Annotated in this window: 15 protein-coding genes and 1 pseudogene; 13 read left to right on the forward strand and 3 right to left on the reverse strand. The window is 36.0% G+C overall.

Annotated features, from left to right (window positions below):
• Window positions 1-218 precede the first annotated feature (218 nt).
• The 9 genes from ppk1 to R5R67_RS17560 all read left to right on the forward strand — a co-directional run bounded on the left by ppk1 (window position 219) and on the right by R5R67_RS17560 (window position 8,850).
• A complete protein-coding gene (ppk1, locus tag R5R67_RS17520) occupies window positions 219-2,294 on the forward strand; it encodes a polyphosphate kinase 1 (RefSeq protein WP_000202701.1) in 2,076 nt (691 codons plus the stop codon).
• 223 nt (window positions 2,295-2,517) lie between these two features.
• Window positions 2,518-2,592 (forward strand): pyrroloquinoline quinone precursor peptide PqqA, encoded by a 75-nt coding sequence (gene pqqA / locus R5R67_RS17525; RefSeq protein ID WP_001982218.1) that lies wholly within the window; start codon window positions 2,518-2,520, stop codon window positions 2,590-2,592.
• Window positions 2,593-2,667: 75 nt separating this feature from the next.
• On the forward strand, window positions 2,668-3,579 hold the full coding sequence (gene pqqB, locus R5R67_RS17530; RefSeq protein WP_000548490.1) for a pyrroloquinoline quinone biosynthesis protein PqqB: 912 nt from the start codon (window positions 2,668-2,670) through the stop codon (window positions 3,577-3,579).
• A gap of 8 nt (window positions 3,580-3,587) precedes the next feature.
• Window positions 3,588-4,346, forward strand: a complete 759-nt coding sequence (gene pqqC, locus R5R67_RS17535) for a pyrroloquinoline-quinone synthase PqqC (RefSeq protein ID WP_000195110.1) — start codon at window positions 3,588-3,590, stop codon at window positions 4,344-4,346.
• Window positions 4,343-4,627 carry a pyrroloquinoline quinone biosynthesis peptide chaperone PqqD gene (gene pqqD / locus R5R67_RS17540; RefSeq protein ID WP_001031364.1) on the forward strand — a complete coding sequence of 95 codons (285 nt, stop codon included), beginning with the start codon at window positions 4,343-4,345 and terminating at the stop codon, window positions 4,625-4,627. Before pqqC ends, pqqD begins: the two co-directional genes overlap by 4 nt.
• Complete coding sequence (gene pqqE / locus R5R67_RS17545; RefSeq protein WP_000134716.1) at window positions 4,624-5,778, forward strand: pyrroloquinoline quinone biosynthesis protein PqqE; 1,155 nt, start codon at window positions 4,624-4,626, stop codon at window positions 5,776-5,778. Before pqqD ends, pqqE begins: the two co-directional genes overlap by 4 nt.
• 16 nt (window positions 5,779-5,794) lie before the next feature.
• Window positions 5,795-6,847 (forward strand): dipeptidase, encoded by a 1,053-nt coding sequence (locus tag R5R67_RS17550; protein ID WP_001015455.1) that lies wholly within the window; start codon window positions 5,795-5,797, stop codon window positions 6,845-6,847.
• A gap of 1,013 nt (window positions 6,848-7,860) precedes the next feature.
• Window positions 7,861-8,097, forward strand: a complete 237-nt coding sequence (locus R5R67_RS17555) for a hypothetical protein (protein ID WP_000044010.1) — start codon at window positions 7,861-7,863, stop codon at window positions 8,095-8,097.
• A 165-nt stretch (window positions 8,098-8,262) separates the two neighbouring features.
• Window positions 8,263-8,850: a uracil-DNA glycosylase family protein gene (locus tag R5R67_RS17560; protein WP_000582742.1), complete on the forward strand. Its 588-nt coding sequence runs from the start codon at window positions 8,263-8,265 to the stop codon at window positions 8,848-8,850.
• An 8-nt stretch (window positions 8,851-8,858) separates the two neighbouring features.
• Here the strand turns inward: R5R67_RS17560 and R5R67_RS17565 are convergent, their stop codons facing one another.
• Entirely contained in the window at window positions 8,859-10,418 is a 1,560-nt protein-coding gene (locus R5R67_RS17565; protein WP_000609998.1) for a phospholipase D family protein, read from the reverse strand.
• Window positions 10,419-10,850: 432 nt separating this feature from the next.
• Here R5R67_RS17565 and R5R67_RS17570 point away from each other — a divergent pair, with 432 nt between their 5' ends.
• On the forward strand, window positions 10,851-11,318 hold the full coding sequence (locus R5R67_RS17570) for a hypothetical protein (RefSeq protein WP_001136792.1): 468 nt from the start codon (window positions 10,851-10,853) through the stop codon (window positions 11,316-11,318).
• An 813-nt stretch (window positions 11,319-12,131) separates the two neighbouring features.
• Window positions 12,132-12,497 (forward strand): hypothetical protein, encoded by a 366-nt coding sequence (locus R5R67_RS17575; RefSeq protein ID WP_001127349.1) that lies wholly within the window; start codon window positions 12,132-12,134, stop codon window positions 12,495-12,497.
• Window positions 12,498-12,574: 77 nt separating this feature from the next.
• Here the strand turns inward: R5R67_RS17575 and R5R67_RS17580 are convergent, their stop codons facing one another.
• Entirely contained in the window at window positions 12,575-13,738 is a 1,164-nt protein-coding gene (locus R5R67_RS17580) for a catalase family protein (RefSeq protein WP_000040095.1), read from the reverse strand.
• Between the two features lie 183 nt (window positions 13,739-13,921).
• Here R5R67_RS17580 and R5R67_RS17585 point away from each other — a divergent pair.
• Window positions 13,922-15,791 (forward strand): annotated as a pseudogene (locus R5R67_RS17585) (phage capsid protein).
• Window positions 15,792-16,020: 229 nt separating this feature from the next.
• Window positions 16,021-17,130 carry an S-(hydroxymethyl)glutathione dehydrogenase/class III alcohol dehydrogenase gene (locus R5R67_RS17590; protein ID WP_000842122.1) on the forward strand — a complete coding sequence of 370 codons (1,110 nt, stop codon included), beginning with the start codon at window positions 16,021-16,023 and terminating at the stop codon, window positions 17,128-17,130.
• Window positions 17,131-17,186: 56 nt separating this feature from the next.
• Here the strand turns inward: R5R67_RS17590 and R5R67_RS17595 are convergent.
• A partial coding sequence (locus R5R67_RS17595; RefSeq protein ID WP_318755046.1) for a DUF4882 family protein occupies window positions 17,187-17,264 on the reverse strand: 78 nt, incomplete at its 5' end.

Here is a 17,264-nt window from a genome sequence, read left to right on the forward strand (position 1 = left end):
AATCTTTAAAAAAATTAATGTTAAGATGATGGTAGATATGGATGACTAGAAGGAAGTAAATAAGGCAAAAATAAATATTAATTTTAAGGTTTTCATAAAAAATTCATGAATTTGCAATAAAGCAGTTACAAAATGTCCGGTGGATAAAATCGGTTATACATTAATAAATTAATCTTTTTTATTCATTTTAACTTTTTTACCCAGTATAAGAGTCAAGAATGACATCATTGCCCACTTTAGCTAGCTCAAACCAGCACAATTTAGAAACGTATATTAATAGAGAACTCTCTTTATTAGAGTTTCATAAACGGGTGCTTGCTCAAGCCAAAGATATAGAACACCCATTACTGGAACGTTTGAATTTTTTAATTATTTTTTCACGTAATCTGGATGAGTTTTTTGAAATTCGTGTGGCAAGTTTGATCCAGAAAATTAGCTTGATGAGTCAGGCAACCGGACCAGAAGGTTTACCGTTAGTAGAAGTATTAAAGCAAATTTCAAAAAATGCTCATGAGGCGGTTGAAGAGCAATATAAAATCTTAAACTATACTTTGTTACCGCAACTCCAAGGCTATGGCGTTCATTTTATTCAGCACGGCGATATATTAGAAAAGCATAAAGAATGGATTAAAGAATACTTTTTTAAAGAAGTACAACCTGTAGTTACGCCAATCAGTCTAGATCCAGCACATCCATTTCCACGGCTGGTCAATAAAAGTCTAAACTTCATTGTAACTTTAGAAGGTAAAGACGCTTTTGGACGTCAAATTGATTTAGCTATTGTGCCGGCACCGCGTTCGTTACCAAGACTTGTTAAAATTCCAGAACATATTTCTGGCGGTGCAGAGCATTACATTCTGCTCTCGGCCATTATCCATCAGCACATTTCAGATTTATTTCCGGGTATGAAAGCGACCGGCTGTCATCAATTTCGTGTAACTCGAAATGCCGATTTAACCGTTTCTGAAGATGTAGAAGACTTGGCTGCTGCTTTAAAAGGTGAGTTATCTTCACGCCGTTTTGGCCAAGCAGTTCGTTTGGAAGTAGCAAAAAAATGTCCTGAAGAAATTGCTAACTATTTATTAGAGCAATTCGATTTAGATGCAGAACATCTTTACTACGTCGATGGCCCCGTTAATTTAGCCCGTTTTATCTCAAACTTTGATTTACCAGAGTTACGCTATAAACCATATCAACAAGTTTTGCCTCAGCTTTTATACACTAAAAAACCGATTTTTGATGTGTTAAAAGCAGGAGATGTTCTACTTCATCATCCATTTGATTCTTTTGCTCCCGTTATCAAGTTCCTTCGGGAAGCTGCACAAGATCCAAATGTTTTAGCAATTAAACAAACCTTATACCGTAGTGGTGCCAACTCGGAAATCGTACAGCTACTCGCAGAAGCTGCGCGTAATGGTAAAGAAGTGACCGCGGTTATTGAGTTGCGGGCACGTTTTGATGAAGAATCAAATATTGAAGTCGCAAACGTTTTACAAGAAGCCGGCGCCGTCGTGGTGTATGGCATTGTTGGCTATAAGACTCACGCTAAAATGATTTTAGTGGTCCGCCGTGAACAAGACAAAATTAAAAGATATGTGCATTTAGGTACAGGCAACTATCATGCAGTGAATGCCAAAATCTATACCGATTTTGGTTTGCTGACCAATGATGCGGAAATTTGTGAAGACGTCCATAAAATTTTCCAAGAACTGACCGGTATGGGCAAAATGGCAAAGCTTAAAAAGCTTTTTCATGCGCCATTTACCTTACATTCTCAGCTGTTAGAACTTATTGAACAAGAAATTAAAAATAGCCTTGCTGGTAAAAAAGCACACATCATCATTAAAGTGAATGCGCTTACTGAACCACAGCTCATCAGCGCGCTTTATAAAGCATCACAAGCTGGTGTAAAAATTGATTTAATTATTCGTTCAATTTGCTGCTTGAGTCCACAAGTTGCAGGACTTTCAGAGAATATTCGAGTACGTTCAATCGTCGGTCGTTATTTGGAGCATACGCGGGTTTACTATTTTTATAATGATGGCGATACAAAAGTTTATTGTGCAAGTGCAGACTGGATGGAACGTAATTTGTTCTCTCGTATTGAAACCTGCTTCCCAATTGAAAATAAAAAATTAAAGAAACAAGTCATTGAAGATGGCCTAAACAACTATTTGAAAGACAATCGTCAAGCATGGGAATTACAGGCTGATGGAACATGGGTGCAATGTCATCCTAAGCCGGAAGAAGAACTTTATATTGCACAGCAACACTTGATGAACTTAGCTGGGTAAGGCATAAGTCATAACAGAACATTGACCTGTTATGACTTTTCAAATGCTTTTGAAAGATCAGGATTTATTAAAATTTGGACAAAAAACACAATTATCGAACAATATCTTGTTCCGAGCTTATCTACAAACGTGGCATTTTTAATTAGAATAAATTTTTAATTGCCTTATGTGATTTAATCAAGTGATTCATTTCACGAGATTAATACTGACTGGAGTAAAATTTATGCAATGGACAAAACCAGCTTTCACTGATTTACGTATTGGTTTTGAAGTAACAATGTACTTTGAAGCACGTTAATCATTTCTATTCAAATCTCTCATAAGCCCTAGTCTTGTTCTAGGGCTTATGTCTTTCTAATAAGATATTAATTTTATGCATATTTATATTTTAGGTTCAGCAGCTGGAGGCGGTTTCCCTCAGTGGAACTGTAATTGTCCTAATTGTCATGGTGTTCGTACAAGTACGATTAATGCCAAAGTGCGTACTCAATCTTCAATTGCAATTTCAGAAAACGGCGTAGACTGGATTTTATTAAACGCATCACCAGATATCCGTCAACAATTATTTGATTTTAAAGCGGCTCAACCAGCGCGAAAATTACGTGATACTGGTATTACCAATGTTATTTTAATGGATAGCCAACTTGACCATACCACTGGACTTTTAACTTTACGTGAAGGCTGCCCAATGAATGTGTGGTGTACTGAAATGGTCTATCAAGATCTCACCACGGGTTTTCCGGTGTTCAATATGCTGAAACACTGGAATGGTGGTCTTCAATATCACCAAATTGATCCTAAACAAGCTTTTAAAATTGATGGTTTCGAAAATTTAGAATTTTTACCCTTAATTATTCAAAGCGCGGCACCCCCATATTCTCCACATCGCTATGACCCGCATGAGGGCGATAATATCGCCTTGATTATTAAAGATCATAAAAAGCAAAAACAGTTGTTCTATGCGCCGGGTTTGGGAAAGATTGATGATCAAATCATGCAGATTATGCAAGATTCTGACTGCGTCATGATTGATGGCACACTATGGACAGATGATGAAATGCAGCAAACCGGTGTAGGGAAAAAAACTGGCCGTGAAATGGGGCATTTATACATTAGTGGTGAAGGCGGTTCCTTATCTTACTTAAACCAACTCAGTACACCAAAGAAAGTGCTAATTCATATTAATAATACCAATCCGATTTTAAATGAAGACTCTGCTCAATTTGCTGAACTAAAAGCAAATGATGTAGAAGTTGCCTTTGATGGCATGCAAATTGAACTCTAAGGTGAAACATGACTCAAACACCTGAAGCTTTAACGACCGAACAATTTAAACAGGCCATTATTGATAAAGGTCAGTATTATCATATCTATCACCCATTTCATGTGATGATGTATGAAGGAAAAGCCACTCAACAACAAATTCAGGCTTGGGTTGCAAACCGCTACTACTATCAAATCAATATTCCGCTCAAAGATGCTGCGATCATGGCAAATTGTCCTGATCAACGTGTGCGACAGGAATGGATTCAGCGCATGATTGACCAAGATGGTGAATATCCTGATGGCGGTGGACGAGAAGCATGGTTACGGTTAGCCGAAGCTGTAGGCTTGAGTCGTGAGCAAGTGATTTCCGAAGAATTGGTTTTGCCGGGTGTACGATTTGCTGTAGATGCCTATGTAAATTTTGCACGCCGTGCGTCATGGCGTGAGGCAGCAAGCAGTTCTTTAACTGAGCTATTTGCACCTCAAATTCATCAGTCTCGTCTTGAGTCATGGCCACAACATTACCCTTGGATTGACGACAAGGGCTATGAATATTTCCGCTCTCGTTTAAGTCAAGCACGCCGTGATGTTGAACATGGTTTAACAATCACGCTTGATTCATTTACTACTCATGAACAACAACAAAGAATGCTGGAAATATTACAGTTTAAACTGGATATTTTATGGAGCATTTTGGATGCTTTAACACTGGCATACGTACACAATGAAGCACCGTATCATAGCGTGACTCAAGAACGAGTATGGCACAAAGGACTATTTAAATGAATAAAGAACAATTTGATGTAAATCTTGTGCCTACCTGGCGCCAAGGTTATCGCTTTCAATTTGAGCCTGCTCAAAATGGCTTTGTCATTTTATATCCTGAAGGCATGATCAAATTAAATGAAAGTGCAGGGGCCATTGGACAGTATATTGATGGGACAAATAATGTTTCTGCAATTATTGCTCAGCTCAAGCAACAATTTGGTGATGTAGCCGAAATTGACAACGATGTTATTGATTACATGTTAGTTGCCCAGCAACAACACTGGATTGATTTAGTATGACAGAAGGTGTTGGCCTACCTTTATGGTTATTAGCGGAGTTAACTTATCGTTGCCCGCTACAATGTCCATATTGCTCAAACCCTTTAGACTACGCACAGCATAAAAATGAACTGACCACGCAAGAGTGGTTTGATGTTTTTGATCAAGCGCGTCAAATGGGAGCTGTACAACTCGGTTTTTCCGGTGGTGAACCTTTGGTGCGTCAAGATCTGGAACAACTTGTGGCGCATGCACACCAACTTGGCTTCTACACCAACCTGATTACCTCAGGCATGGGACTTACCGAACAGCGTATTTCGCATTTAAAGCAAGCTGGCCTAGACCATATTCAAATTAGCTTTCAAGCGAGTGATCCGGTCGTTAATGATGCTTTGGCAGGGTCGAAACATGCTTTTGAACAAAAGTATGAAATGTGCCGACTTGTTAAGAAATATGATTATCCGATGGTCCTCAATTTTGTAATTCATCGGCATAACATTGACCAGATCGATAAAATTATTGAGCTTTGCCTAGAACTTAATGCAGATACAGTCGAACTAGCAATTTGTCAGTTTTATGGTTGGGCGTTTTTAAACCGTCAGGGTTTATTACCGACACAAGAACAACTCATACGTGCCGAACGTATTACCAATGAATATCGGGAAAAGTTAAAAGCACAAAATCATCCTTGCAAACTTATTTTTGTAGTGCCTGATTATTACGAAGAAAGACCCAAAGCCTGTATGAATGGCTGGGGTAAAATTTTCTTTACAGTTGCTCCAGATGGTATGGCGCTGCCTTGTCACGCAGCAAGACAATTACCGATTTCTTTCCCAAATGTTCGTGAACAAAGCCTATCAAAAATCTGGTATGAGTCTACCGGTTTTAACCACTTCCGTGGTGATGCATGGATGCCAGAAGGATGCCGTAGTTGCCCAGATAAAGACCGCGACTTTGGTGGCTGTCGTTGTCAAGCTTATATGTTAACAGGCGACGCAAGTAACGCGGATCCTGTTTGTGGTAAATCGCCGTATCATCAATTCATTGAGCAGGCACGTGCCGAGAGCGAAATTGATTCCTCTCTGGAAAAATTGGTATTCCGTAATAGCCGAAATTCAAAGCAATTTACGGTTCAACAAAATATTCCGGTTCAAAATATTGTAGATGATTAGCTATGAGAAAACCGATATGAACCATGGCACATTTCCTGTTTTTGATGGCCATAATGATGTACTAACCCGATTGTGGTTAAGTGATCATAACAATCCTGCTCAAGCTTTTATTCAAGAAAGTTTAACCGGACATCTCGATTTAAAACGTTGCCAACAAGCCGGTTTTGTTGGCGGTATGTTTGCTATTTTCTTGCCGCCTTTTCATTATGTTAAGCAGCATCATCCCAACAAACTCCTTGACCAAGACGCATCTGACTTCACGCAACAGCAAATTGAACACATTTGTTTGGCACAGCTCGATTTAGCAAAACAACTTGCCGAGTACTCTAATGACATTCAAATTTGCACAACTGTTCAGGATATCCAGCACTGCCTAACACAGCAAAAGTTAGCCATTGTATTGCATATGGAAGGTGCTGAAGCATTACAACATAATCCAGATTTACTCGATGTATTTTATGATGCTGGGCTTCGTAGCATCGGTCCACTTTGGAATAGACCAAGTCGTTTTGGTCATGGTTTAAATGCCAAGTTTCCGCATTCACCTGATACCGGAGCAGGGCTTACAAACGAAGGTAAAGCTTTTATAAAGCGCTGTGCTGATAAAAAAATGGTGATTGATGTTTCCCATATGAATGAACGAGCTTTTTGGGATACAGCTAACATTCTTCAGCAGCCAATTGTCGCAACTCACTCAAATGTGCATGCTTTATGTCCACAAGCCAGAAACTTAACAGATAACCAACTTAAAGCAATTAAGGACTCTAAAGGTATAGTCGGGTTAAATTTTGATGTCGCATTTTTGCGTAAAGACGGGCAACGTGATGCAAACACATCCATTGAGGTACTTTTAGAACATCTTGAATATTTAATAGATCAAATGGGAGAAAATCATATCGGTTTTGGCTCTGACTTTGATGGAGCACTGATTAGTCATGAAATTGAAGATGTAAGGGGACTACACCTACTGATTGAAGCAATGCAAAAGCGACATTATTCGAATGAGATTATAGAAAAAATTTGTTTTTCGAATTGGTTAACCGTGCTCAATCGCATCCTAGGTAAATAATTTACAGACAAACATATTAAAAATAGCGAATTACTTAACCTTTTTTATTGGCCGAAATGACTAAAAAAAATACAAATGGTTTAATTGTCAACCATTTGGTAAATTAATTAGAATCAATAGTACTAAATGTAAAGACATTTGGTATTTCAGGTCTTTAGTGGTTTTCACTTGCGCTCATTTCTTTTTGAGAAGTAGAAATGGGCGTTTTTTATTGCCTTAAACAATTAAATGATAATCGTGTCACAAAAAAGTTCATTTTGTTGCAAATCATCGCTTTCCTATCTTGACTAAAAGATCGACATTAAATACATTGGAAGAGTATTTAAAGATAAATAAGATTGCTTAAAGCAATTAATAATACTGCTTAATCCTGAAATACAGTAGAAAGCCTATTCTGTTTTGAGAATAGGCTTTTTGCTTTGTATCAAAATTTATTTTCTCAAAATATTATACTTTTTAATTAACATAAAAATTAAATACCTTACAAAAGCGGCTCAAATGAAAGCCCTTAAATAACAAAGAATATGCTATTAATTTAAGTTGATTTATCAGAAGTTTCTCCGTCAATTGAAGAGGTGCAAAATGTTAAAGTCAATTTTAGTATTAGGAACAGGTATTGCGATTGGCATGTGTATGTACAAGAAAAAGCAAAAGAACAGTAAGAGCTTCTCTACTGATAGTGATACCGACTCATTGATTAGTAAGGATAATAATAAGAGTAAAGATGACAATTCACTCGATAATGCTGTCCAGGTTTAAAGTTAAATGCAAGGGTTCATACGTGAGCCCTTTAAATATTATTTTTTATAAAATTAATTTTACTTAAAATAAAGATAGCTTTAATAAGTTAATTTAATAATAAAACTTATTTTTTAAAGATATTCCACTATTCATTTAATTATTAAATAAATATGTTTAAAACAAAAAAAACACTTCAAATGTTAAATTTTACACATTGTAGCAAAACACCCTTTACTATTTTTTATGTTAAGAATAAAAAAATGGAGATTAGAATGTCAAAGCGCCATATTTTAAAAGAAGTTAATGCGAAAAGTATGTGTGGGATGGAAATTGTAGTAGAACAAATTTTTGAAAATACATTGGAGAAAAATTTAGCTTCGGCTGAAATCGAACAAAACTGGTTACCGCTTTCCAAGATTGTGATTTCAGATAAAGTTATCAATTTAGATCAAGATAACACCTTTGCTCATCCCAGAACAGGGAAAGTCTTTAAAGTTTTAAATTCTTAAATATTTTGGTTTTAGCATGAATATAAAATTAGAAATGATTGAGGCGAAACAACAAAACGTTTCGCCTCAATACATTTAATTAAGATAATTTGCACTTCTTGACTCGTGATTAACCTTAAAATACGTTAAGTTATTTATAAATTTTGAAGTAAATACTGATTTTTTATGATAATTGAGATAGAGACCCATCCACTGCAACCGTTTTTGCCAGAAAATGCCCGTTTATTAATGTTAGGAAGTTTTCCACCACCACGTAATAAATGGAAGATGGACTTTTACTATCCGAACTTTCAAAACGATATGTGGAGAATTTTTGGTTTAATCTTTTTTCAAGATAAAACTTATTTTTTAAGTGAGAACCAAAAAAGCTTTAACGAAGAAGCTATCCGCAGCTTTCTGATTGAGACAGGCATTGCTATTTTTGATACGGCGTATCAAATAAAACGCCTAAAGGGCAATGCTTCAGATAAGTTTCTTGAAATTGTCACTCCGACAGACTTAGCGGTTTTATTGAAACAGATTCCTCAATGTCACACTATTATGACTACGGGCGATAAAGCCACAGATACCTTAATCTCAGTTTTACCTGAGAACACGGAAAAACCTTTAATTGGGACATCTACATCAACTTATTTTGCAGACCGCGATATTAATTTATATCGATTACCGTCATCTTCTAGAGCATATCCATTAGCTCTTGAGAAAAAAGCAGAAGCCTATCAGAAATTCTTTAAGGAAATCGGTTTCTTGTAATAAGAAAATTACATCATCCACTCAATTGGCAAATAAGAGACCGCTTTAATCATTGTTCTTTGAAAACGGCTGGTTCCCGGGTCTTTATCATATTCAATGACTTGTCCGTTGGCTTGGTAATCTAGCCAAGTAATTTGGCCTTGGCTATTTAGCTTAAGTTGATATGCTACTTGAGGTAAATGTTGATCTAACATAACAGAAATCTGAGTTTGTAATTGACTGGACTCAATCACCAAACCTACTTCGGTGTTTAAATAGGTAGAGCGGGGGTCAAAGTTAAATGATCCGATAAAGACTTTGCCATCTACATCAAAAAACTTGGCATGCAAGCTCGACTTATTTTTTCCTTTTGCTGGTATAACGCTGCCTGTTACGATTTCGTACCACGTTCTACGTCGTCGTTCCAGAACAGGTTTAAACTCATACAGTTCAATACCATTTTTAAGCATTTCTACACGGTATTGGCTATAAAAGGCATGTACGATCGCAACATCGTTTGCAGCAAAAGAATTTGTTAAAGCGCGGACTTTTATGCCTTCAACTCGTAGTTGCTTTAAGTAATAAGTGCCTTGTTGGGTAGGTACAAAATAAGCTGAAGCTAATTCTAAGTGTTGCTTAGGCTTACCCATAATAGACATGACTTGGCCATAAAGCATTTCATGTTCAGTTGCAGTGCCCAGTATTTTCTTCGGAGAATCAGCCACGAAATGGGCCTTAGACCATTGAATAGGGTTATGCTCTAAAAGCTCTTTTAAATAACTCTGCGCATCGTAAAGCTTATCTTCAGTGAGGCTATGGTTTTCGTGGTGGAGTTGTTCATAGTGCTCTCTTAAAGCTTTTAAATGATGCTCAGCACAAGTTCCGATAATATCAGTTGCATTTACGCTTAAAGTACTTTCCCAAAAATCAGTAAATACAGCTTGGGCATGTCGCACTGCATGCCCGTAAAATAAGATATCCATATCTGTAAATTGAAACTTACTACTTGCTTCAAAATATTCACTACTAATATTTCTACCGCCTGTTACTGCAATCGATGCATCTGCAATAATGAGCTTATTGCGCATCCGATGATTTACTTTTTTAAATCGGAAGAGATAATCGAAGATACGTAAGTAACGAAATTTATAAGGATTAAATAATCTAATTTCAAAGTTGGTATGCTGTAAAAGGCTTCTTAATATGCCATCAAGCTTTATACCGTTTTGATCATCAATTAATAAGCGAACTTTGATACCACGATCCGCTGCCTTGAGCAGCTCATGTAAAATAAGGTTCCCCACAAAATCGTTGGTCCAAATGTAGTATTGTAGATCAATCGTTTCCTTGGCATTTCTAATTAAATAAATTCGTGATGCAATACTCATAAATGCGTCATCAAGAGCTACAAAGGCAGTAAGACCTTGCTGAGTTTTTTCCTCTGCTGCCTCATCATTCAACCAATTATTTGTCTTTATCACTATATCTTTCTCATTAGGATCATATTTATCTGTATAAGAAGGTAAATCAGTAAAGCCCCAAGCACTTAAGGCCATAGTACTATACTGTTCATATAGCTGATTGATCATGTAAGCATTTAATTTGCATCCAAGTTAGAGCTATAAGAGCATTCTTATATTCAATTTATATGTCAAAATTCACAATAACTGTATGATTTTGTTATAATCTAAGAAGATTAAAATTTAAAATACAATAAAAACAGTAGCTTATAAAATATTTTTTAAATTTTCTATAGTTATATATGATTAATTAACGTAATTATGTGAGCTGTATTTTATTGCAAACAATTATTTCGATAGTTTACGTTTTTTATAAGTAAAACAGTGACGTAATTCTCTTTGTCGGTATAAGATGCGTTTTATTAGATACTTAGATTTCATAACTTTACAATACTTACAATTAAGTTACCAACAACCACATTACAACACATGATTTCTATCATACTTCCTTAAAAAGCTGAGTAAGCAACCAGCTAGAAAGAGGAAGGAAGGAGATAGGAAATGCCACAATATTTAATGATTGCTGAAAAGGTGTATAAAAAAATTAAAGAAGATGATCTTTTCTCTGATACTCCGACCGAGCATTTAAATAACTTAATAGGTGTGATTCGAAAGGAAATCAAAGGTACAAAGTTTAAGCTTAAATATAATTTTATTGACTTTGACGAATGTTTAACAAAGCCACTAGATGAATGTGCCGTCAAAATTGATATTAGCCTCATGCCTACTCATAAAAATAAAGATGAATATATTTTATGGTTAGCTGGATTTATAGAACGAATGACGACAGGCGGAGAAACCCATCTTCCACCTATCTCAAAATTTATCCCGCCCGATTTTAAGTTTAATTGCGAATTTGATAACGCTAAGACACCAGCAAAATCTTCACATACAGATGATGAAGGTGAACTGATTATTAACTATTTTAAATCTGAAGCTTTTATGAAAATTATAAACGAAGAAAAATAATGTGATAAGAAATATAGAAGGGTTTCTGCCGTACTTCTATTCATAGCTGTTAAAATTCAGCAACCGCCTTTTGGGGCGGTTTTTTGTGGCTTAATCTCTTTTTTATCTCGTTCTCTTCACATAAGTTTTCATTGTAAACAGAACTCACTTGTTCCCTATAAAAACAGATACATAGATTAGTGCTAACTTTTACTTATCTTCATTGAGTAAGGAGATAAGATATTTTGAAATATTTTCTTTTTGCTTCAATTTAAGCTTTTCACATACCTTTCAAAAAAGATATGGTGAAAAATTTCCCTTTTAGACAATTGAGTCTAGATGTATTCTGAATCTCTAAAAAACTTCCATAATTGTTGGTTTTTTTTAAGGAGGTGTCTATGCTCCATAATATTAGACAATTTTTCTGCATACACATCTGGGAATATGATTTTGATATTTCACATGATGAAGTCAGAGAATGCAGAAAGTGTGGGAAAATTCATAAAATGAAGAGTTCCCATAAAATGACTTAAGTTTAAAGTGAAATACTTCAGTCATACTAAGCCAATTAAAGATAAGCTCAATAATTAAAAGTGTTGAGCTTATTTATTTTAAAGAAGAGCATAGTTTAATTCAGTAATCATATAAAACCTATTAATTTACTCAGAATATAATTCAAAGTAGTTCACACTTTAAAATAATAAAAAGTTGCAACTTACATAAAACTCTATTAATTTTAAAAAATAAATAACACTTCAATAAAAACTGAAAACTTAAATTTATAACTTTAATTTTATACTCATATTTTATAAAAAAATTGATAAGGAGATAGAAATGCCAAAATACTTACTATTAGCAGAAAAAATTTCTAAAAATATTAAACAAGATTCTTCAAGCAATTATCTAAAAAGCTTAAATAATTTAATTATAGAAATAAAAAAAGCCATTACAGGAACAGAATTAAAATTTTTATATAATTTTTTAGATTTCAGTGGTTCGCTGCTTAATCCTCAAGATGAAGTATTGCTCAAATTTGATAGCAGTCTGATTCCTAGCTATAAAAATGAAGAAGAATTTATTTTATGGTTAGCAGACTTCATTGATCGGATCACCATAGATACGAGTAAAGGAGATTATCCAATAAAAAAGAATTTAGCCAACCTAAGCTCTATTGCTGAGAAATTGATGTATAGACATTAGAAAATCTATGGCCATCCTCATCAAATACTGAACTATAAAGAACTGCTTTGGTTATTGGCAGTTCTTTTATACTTAAATTAGTTTTTGGGTTCTTGTCGGGGAGCTGAGTTGATATCGTGTCTAACTCTGCTTATATTTTCATAAATAATTTTACGCATTCTATTTATTGCGCCAAGCGGTTTATGCTCAGGTAAAGCATGCCACGGTGTAAAAGAGAGATTTTCACAAAATTGATTCTGTTCAGGTGTATCAAAGCTTTGCTTTGGAATATGAATGGTCGCAACTTGATAAAAAGGTGCTTCATTTTCTTTCCACTCGGTCATTGCATCTTCAACCAGCATTTTAGTCGAAGTTCTTGGCTGTATAAGAAATTCCATACACACGTCTTGCTTTTGCAATGTATCTTTTAAAGCATCTCGTAAAAAATTATGGCTAGGGTGATCAGGTAGAGTTGCAGACACTGTAGAGCAATTTCTTACGGAGTATTTAACCGCTTGACGGTCAACACCTAATCCTAATTGATAGGGCACCATAGACCAGTACCGTGCATATAATGGATTTGCAATTTTAGAATTACGCGCGCCTAAAGCATTCATAGTACCTTTAAAACCTAAAGCAAATGGAATGTGAAGTTTTCTGACCATATTATGGCTATTTACATCATTCATAAAAGACAGGTATCTTTGCCCGTCATTTACAAAAAAGACGGGGTGATTAATCATAATAAAGTCTTGAGTTGTAGCCTCTTTTTCATTTTCTAAAATTTTCTGACCTGATACACCTAAGATTTTTATTGCCATTCCACGTGCGTCTTTTTCAATATCTGCTCTAGAAGCATCATTAGAAGCATTCGAAAAACGAATCCATGCTTCATAGTTTTTATCTGGAATAAAAATACCTTTTGAAAGTTGAGCTGGTATATTTTTAAATACATGAAATTCAGCACGAACACATCCATGCGCTTTAGGGTGTGCATCACGCAAAGCATTTCCCGCCGTATACTGTTCACGAATCGACTTCTCAATAACTTGAGTTATTTGATGAGCTATTACTTCCTCATTCGGTTGTAACTTTTCTCCTAATGCTGTATCGATCTCTGGATAGTCGATATTTTCTGAAGAAGACTTTACTGATGGGATTGTTTGGGAATATAGCGTTTCACTACAACCTATTGATACAAACAGAAGAGGAGTAAATATAAACAAAGCCTTAAAACTGATAGGCTGTATTAATTTTGACATTTATAGTCTCCTCGGTAGAAAAAATATTTTAGAATAATATTAAGTTTTTTTGTTTAAGTTTATTTTGAGCTTTTTAAAATTATGCACTGTAAATAATTTAAACGTCATTGTTACTTATCTGAACAGTAAAATAAGAATACTTATTTAATATAAAACTTCTTAATACATTAAGAGAATGACGTCATGATAACTAATCGACAAAATGTGCAAAATAATACTAATACATCACCTCATCCAATTACCCAAAATACACTTATTGATCGGTTTAGTCCTATTTACTGGAGAATAGACGGCCCACAAACCATGTCTTTTGCCATTACAAATTATGGAAATGGATTTGAAGCATCTTTTAGATCACGTATGACAAATGACTTGGTAGGGATTAGCTGGGATTCTTATGATACGAAAGATCATAAACTTTTAGCATATGAAACCAAATATAGTTATGCAGGGGTAGTTTGGGATTTTGATATTGAATTATCGGCTTCTATGCCCGTACTTAATAATCCAAGTTTAACCCCAACTTTAACGGTGTACTATCATGACAATGGCGTAGATAAAATTGCATATATCGTCTTATTTAATTATGCAAATAATCCTTCGTCGCGAACGGCGCACATTCATATTAACTGGGATACAGTTAAAGCCGGTTTTTCTGCTACAGATAGCTTTCCGGTAACCAATATTCAACGTATCTCATTTTCAGGCTTTACTAGCCACTATAACGGCCAGTCAGCTACGCCGTTAAGCCAGCCGGAAGATGGTTATATTCGTATTACCAATTCAGTCGTGACTGGAACAAATGCAAAGTTAAATCTGAGTCGTGTTGTTGTACCCCAGCACAATTATGGGATCTGTACCAGCTATGATGACCATTATGACTTGAACCCGCAGCGCCTAGTCAACAATATGGTCGCTTTGGGATATCAGGGATTGGTAAACCACTATTGTGGAATGTCGCATTATCCTGAAATGACATGGAAAAGCGATATTAATAAATGGCAAATACCAGATACGTTAGTAACAGGTGAGGCAGTCGTCAACGCATGTACCCGAAAATGGCATGAGAAATATGCTCAAGCTCTACATAATGCAAACATGCAACCCATTTTTGGGGTAAGTTTTGAGATGTATTCACTTGGAGCAAATGAGTTTTGGGCACAGCGTGACTGGAATAGCAATTTAGGTAAAACAGGTTACCAACCACCGAGTTATTTCTTTAGCTTAAGTGATCAAAATGCTTTGGCTTATTTGCACAAAGTTTTTATTGAGTTCGCAGATACAATGGTTGCTGGCGGCTGTAATGTTAACATGCAAATTGGTGAACCTTGGTGGTGGTATAACACGGACACGAATCTACCTTGTGTGTATGACTATCCAACAAAATTAGCCTTTAATGCCGATACAGGACTATATGCGCCAGACCTAGGCACAATCTATGAGGCTATGAATAAAACAGGTACGCCGTATGATGAGTTTAAATTGGTTAAGAAATAAGTTAGGACAGACCTGTCAAAATATTCGAGCAGCCATTAAAGCTAAATATGCAAATGCTCAAGTGTGTCCTTTAATATTTTTCCCATCCATTCGTTCTCCAATACAAACCCTAGCAACCTATATCAACTATCCAAGCCAGCACTACTCCTATCCAAATTTTGATTACATGATGACTGAAGCCTATGACTGGCTTTTAGAAGCTAAATTAGATTTAGCTCATCAAACTGTTTCTCAGATACCAACTCAAGATTTAGGTTATCCGGCAAATAAAGTTGCTTATTTATCTGGATTTGTACCAGATGCATCTATTGCTTATATCTATGGATTCGACAAAAACAAACCTTATCGAACTCCAATTTGGCAGAGGATTTTTGGCGATATGAAAAATAACGTATCTCTTGGCCTAATGAAGCAGTTTATCTGGGCCTATCCGCAAGTCATGTTCGATTCAATTACAATTGATACGACCCAAGCCCCAAATGGCTTCTTTGTTGAAAATACGCTTTACTCACCAATTAGTGATAACACACCGTATCCACCAGATATTTACCTCTAAGTAAACATAAGCTGTTTATAAGAGAAGTAATCTGATAGAAAACCTCTTCATCTAGGAGGTTTTCTTCTTTTTTTAGTACAGGCTTGCTTAGACGTTTCTGACTGGCTATGCTGTGATGGATTGTCATGAAAGCCAATTTTAATTTAAGCAAAATTAAGCTCTTGTATTACGGTTACATAATCTATTTTGCTCGACTATAAGTACCGAATGATATAAAGGAAACCCAAAGATGAAATCTCGTGCAGCTGTCGCCTTTGCCCCAGGAAAACCTTTAGAAATTGTTGAAGTTGATGTTGCACCACCCAAGGCTGGTGAGGTTTTAATAAAAATTACCCATACAGGGGTATGTCATACCGATGCTTTCACATTATCTGGTGATGACCCAGAAGGTGTTTTCCCAGCGATTTTAGGTCATGAAGGTGCAGGTGTTGTAGTTGAAGTAGGCGAGGGCGTAACAAGTGTTCAACCTGGCGACCACGTGATTCCACTTTATACAGCTGAATGTAAAGAATGCTTATTCTGTAAATCCGGAAAAACTAACTTGTGTGTTGCGGTACGTGCGACGCAAGGTAAAGGTGTAATGCCGGATGGAACTACACGTTTTTCATATAACGGCGAACCGATTTACCATTACATGGGTTGTTCAACCTTTAGTGAATATACAGTAGTTGCGGAAGTCTCTTTAGCTAAAATCAATCCTGAAGCGAATCACGAACAAGTATGTTTACTTGGATGTGGCGTGACTACAGGTATTGGCGCCGTGCATAACACAGCTAAAGTACAAGAAGGTGATTCGGTTGCCGTATTTGGTTTAGGCGGTATTGGTTTAGCTGTTGTACAAGGTGCACGTCAAGCAAAAGCAGGACGTATTATTGTCGTAGATACCAACCCAGATAAATTTGAACTTGCTAAACAGTTTGGTGCTACCGATTTCTTAAATCCAAAAGATTATGACCAACCTATTCAGCAAGTGATTGTAGAAATGACAGGCTGGGGCGTAGATCATTCATTTGAATGTATCGGTAACGTCAATGTTATGCGCTCGGCTCTAGAGTGTGCACATCGTGGTTGGGGACAATCCGTTATTATTGGCGTTGCTGGTGCAGGGCAAGAAATTTCGACTCGTCCATTCCAGTTAGTTACAGGCCGTAAATGGTTAGGCACTGCTTTTGGTGGAGTAAAAGGCCGTTCACAACTTCCTAAAATGGTCGAAGATGCTATGAAAGGCGATATTCAACTTGAACCTTTTGTAACACATACCATGCCTCTACAAGACATTAATACCGCTTTTGATTTAATGCATGAAGGTAAGTCAATTCGTACTGTCATTCATTTCTAAATAAATAAAAAAAGGGCTGTGATTCAGCCCTTTTTTACGGTTTATAGTTTTATATCTTAAATAGCATTACCACAGATATCGGTTGTACCCTGAGGGTAGTTAAACTGTAGCGCATTACGATCAGTAATCAGTTC

It is taken from the genome of Acinetobacter sp. OYA S30 (assembly GCF_033599315.1).
GTDB lineage: Bacteria > Pseudomonadota > Gammaproteobacteria > Pseudomonadales > Moraxellaceae > Acinetobacter > Acinetobacter baumannii.

What these genes read in the sequence shown, in the direction of transcription:
- R5R67_RS17560 (WP_000582742.1), top strand. Translation starts at nt 8,263, where the DNA reads ATGATAATTGAGATAGAGACCCATCCACTGCAACCGTTTTTGCCAGAA.
- R5R67_RS17575 (WP_001127349.1), top strand. Translation starts at nt 12,132, where the DNA reads ATGCCAAAATACTTACTATTAGCAGAAAAAATTTCTAAAAATATTAAA.
- pqqB (WP_000548490.1), top strand. Translation starts at nt 2,668, where the DNA reads ATGCATATTTATATTTTAGGTTCAGCAGCTGGAGGCGGTTTCCCTCAG.
- pqqC (WP_000195110.1), top strand. Translation starts at nt 3,588, where the DNA reads ATGACTCAAACACCTGAAGCTTTAACGACCGAACAATTTAAACAGGCC.
- ppk1 (WP_000202701.1), top strand. Translation starts at nt 219, where the DNA reads ATGACATCATTGCCCACTTTAGCTAGCTCAAACCAGCACAATTTAGAA.
- R5R67_RS17555 (WP_000044010.1), top strand. Translation starts at nt 7,861, where the DNA reads ATGTCAAAGCGCCATATTTTAAAAGAAGTTAATGCGAAAAGTATGTGT.
- R5R67_RS17580 (WP_000040095.1), bottom strand. Translation starts at nt 13,738, where the DNA reads ATGTCAAAATTAATACAGCCTATCAGTTTTAAGGCTTTGTTTATATTT.
- R5R67_RS17565 (WP_000609998.1), bottom strand. Translation starts at nt 10,418, where the DNA reads ATGATCAATCAGCTATATGAACAGTATAGTACTATGGCCTTAAGTGCT.
- R5R67_RS17550 (WP_001015455.1), top strand. Translation starts at nt 5,795, where the DNA reads ATGAACCATGGCACATTTCCTGTTTTTGATGGCCATAATGATGTACTA.
- pqqE (WP_000134716.1), top strand. Translation starts at nt 4,624, where the DNA reads ATGACAGAAGGTGTTGGCCTACCTTTATGGTTATTAGCGGAGTTAACT.
- R5R67_RS17590 (WP_000842122.1), top strand. Translation starts at nt 16,021, where the DNA reads ATGAAATCTCGTGCAGCTGTCGCCTTTGCCCCAGGAAAACCTTTAGAA.
- R5R67_RS17570 (WP_001136792.1), top strand. Translation starts at nt 10,851, where the DNA reads ATGCCACAATATTTAATGATTGCTGAAAAGGTGTATAAAAAAATTAAA.
- pqqD (WP_001031364.1), top strand. Translation starts at nt 4,343, where the DNA reads ATGAATAAAGAACAATTTGATGTAAATCTTGTGCCTACCTGGCGCCAA.